At 41.2% G+C, this 2,716-nt stretch carries 2 protein-coding genes; both read right to left on the reverse strand.

Features of this window, described 5'->3' with window-relative positions:
- Positions 1-404 precede the first annotated feature (404 nt).
- Positions 405-1,094, reverse strand: a complete 690-nt coding sequence (locus IM322_RS21370; RefSeq protein ID WP_287674038.1) for a J domain-containing protein — start codon at positions 1,092-1,094, stop codon at positions 405-407.
- A gap of 632 nt (positions 1,095-1,726) precedes the next feature.
- Positions 1,727-2,491, reverse strand: coding sequence for a PD-(D/E)XK nuclease family protein (locus tag IM322_RS21375; RefSeq protein ID WP_287674036.1), 765 nt, complete (start codon positions 2,489-2,491; stop codon positions 1,727-1,729).
- Between the last annotated feature and the right edge of the window lie 225 nt (positions 2,492-2,716).

Below are 2,716 nucleotides of genomic sequence, written 5' to 3' on the forward strand. Positions count from 1 at the left end.
ACACTCTATAATCAGTGATCAGTAAACAGTAATCAGTAAACAGTAAACATTAAAAAGACAGGAGGAAACTTCTATTTAATACTGCACACTTAAAAACTCACATCTGATAACTGATGACTTACCCACTGATAACTGATAACCGATAACTGATAACTGATAGGTGCAACCCTGGAAGTTCTTAAGTGCTATATTAAAGATCAAGAAAAGCCGTCGTAAAACGACGGGGTTTTAACCCAAATTTTCGATAATTAATTTTTCAAGCTTCAAAGACTGCAAAAATAAGGATTAAATGGCCTAAAATCTGTAAATAGACCATTTAATTGATTGTTATTCATTCTTAATTCTCCTGACTACTGGCTACTGACTCCTAACCCTAACAACAATTTTTGATTTTTACAAGAGGTCTAATTTTGGCACTGACTGGCTATCTGTTTAGCTTCCACCTGTAAACGCTGGGCCATGCGAAACATTTCTTGGCCGGTGTGGAGAGAGCGATCATCGTAGTTAAGGGTAAAGGTTTCCAATTCTTCTAGTCCATCAGTGAGATGATTGAGACAGTAGTAAAGAGAAGCGGCCACTTTGGCCATTTTGGCAGGGTTTGGCCGTTGGCAAAAGAGGGTTTTGGCTCGATCGAGATTTTGGCGACAGGTTTCTAGATAGTCTTGAAAAACAGCCATTAACTGATCATCGAAGGGATCGGCAGATAGGTGATCGATCTGACCTTTGAGAGGCCGGATAATTTGACCGATCAGCCGATTAATCGGGCTATAGGTCTGGTTATACCACTGTTTGACCAGGGCTTCGTCTTCCCGGGCTGCTTCTTTGTAACGATGGTAATTTGCTTGGGCGGTGGCAGTGCGTTGGGCGCGCTTTTCCGGAGAATTGCTGATTAGTTGGTTATCGTAGTCTTTTCTTAGTCTCGGATCGCTTAATATCTCGTAGGCGGCGTTAATAGCGACGATTTTATCGTGACTGGCACTATCGTTTTGACTATCGGGATGGAATTTTCTTGCTAAACGCCGATAGGCCTGTTTAATCTCGTCAGGGGTCGATTTATAGCTGATTTCTAAGGTCTGGTAGTGGTTGCCGGTCATGAGCGCAAGCGATCGATCTGTCTTTTGTTATTATCGGGGCGGGGAAGGAGAATTGTCGAGAATGGGAAGTGGGAAGTGGGAAGTGGGGTGTGGGAAGGATAAATAAAAATAATCTCCTGAATACTGTCTCCTCAATCCTGACTCCTAACCCAATGCTAGATGTGGGATTTTTGCAGGAGTTCTATTTTTTGACAAAGATAAGCAAAAATTATTTATTGACTCTAAACACTTGAGAATATTTAAATTAACATTCCGCAATATTTATAAATTCTTAAGAATTAATTGAGAAAGATTTTTATTTAACAACGATGTTGCAATAGTTACAGCGATTTGGTAGAATTTCATAGTCGGTTATTCTGTGCTTTTTTGGGCAGCAGTGGTTGAAACCCTTGCCACACCTACAAGGTGATCCTAGTTAAGACAGGTAAATTAGTCAATTTCACCCACAACGATGATCTTTTTTTTGTGTAGTTTTGTTGCAAAAAAAAAGTTTTTTTGACAAAAAACACAAAGTATGATATGAAACCAACGCATTTCTGGCCGCCAGTAATTATTGCAGAGTGGGGTTAGGGTGTGGGGAGAAGAAATAAAAGCAATCTCCTGACTGCTGAATTCTGACGAAATTAGCAAAATTAGACAAAAGGATTGATTTCAGGGATATGATCGATCGAGGGTAACTCTATTTTGCTCGATCGCTCTTGTCCAAGATAATAGGGACAATGAAGCTGACAATCGGGACGATGGGGAAAATTAACTAAATCATTTTGGTATGCTGATAGATAGCGATCGAGATCTTTCAATAAACGGCGTAAATCTCGCCCTGTCTGTTGGTGTAGTTTCCGATTATAGTTAAAAGTAATTTGTTCGGGGCTGCGGGGTAACTGCACAAACCAATAGGTCATCGATAAACTATCAAGAGGATAAGCAGAAGTTTCTCCCAATACATACAGATAAAGTCTCGTCTGCCAATTTTTGGCTAGTTTGTCAGCATCGATAGGTTTTAAGTAGGTTTTCCAGTCAAAAATTACGGCTCGATCGCTCTCTAATAAAATTAAATCATAGATAACCGTTAATAAATAATTACCCACAGTTAAACTACGAGAATGTTCCGCTTCGCGATTCGCTTCTCCCGGATTTTGGGCAATGGCCGGGGCAGCCTTTAATAGGGCTGTTAAACAATGTTCTAACTGTTCATTTTCCTGTAATAGAGACGCGATCGGCAGCCCTAATTCCCGCTGCTGTAATAATAGGTGAAACTGACTACCCCATTCTTGCCTCTGCAATTGCTCCGGGTCAGCCGGTGTGTTAAGTTCCTCTAGATAGACTTTTTGAAATCTGGGTGGACAGGTTTCCAATAGGTTTAAATGACCTTGGGCAAGACGGTAGATCTTAGGCATAATAAAATTATCGTGATTGACATCCTCACCGCCGTAAACGGACGGCGATTCCTCACCACGCCACCTTTTTAGAATGGTCGCGTCAATGGGGTTGACGCTTCACGGGATGCTGCTTCTTTAACAGAAGTCTTACGCTTTCCTCCACGTCCATTTAAAGTCTCCGAATGTCCTCCGGCGACCTTGATATTTACCGCAGCGTTTACATCTCGATCATGAAAAGTTCCA

The organism is Microcystis sp. M109S1, assembly GCF_020247025.1.
Taxonomy (GTDB): Bacteria; Cyanobacteriota; Cyanobacteriia; order Cyanobacteriales; family Microcystaceae; genus Microcystis.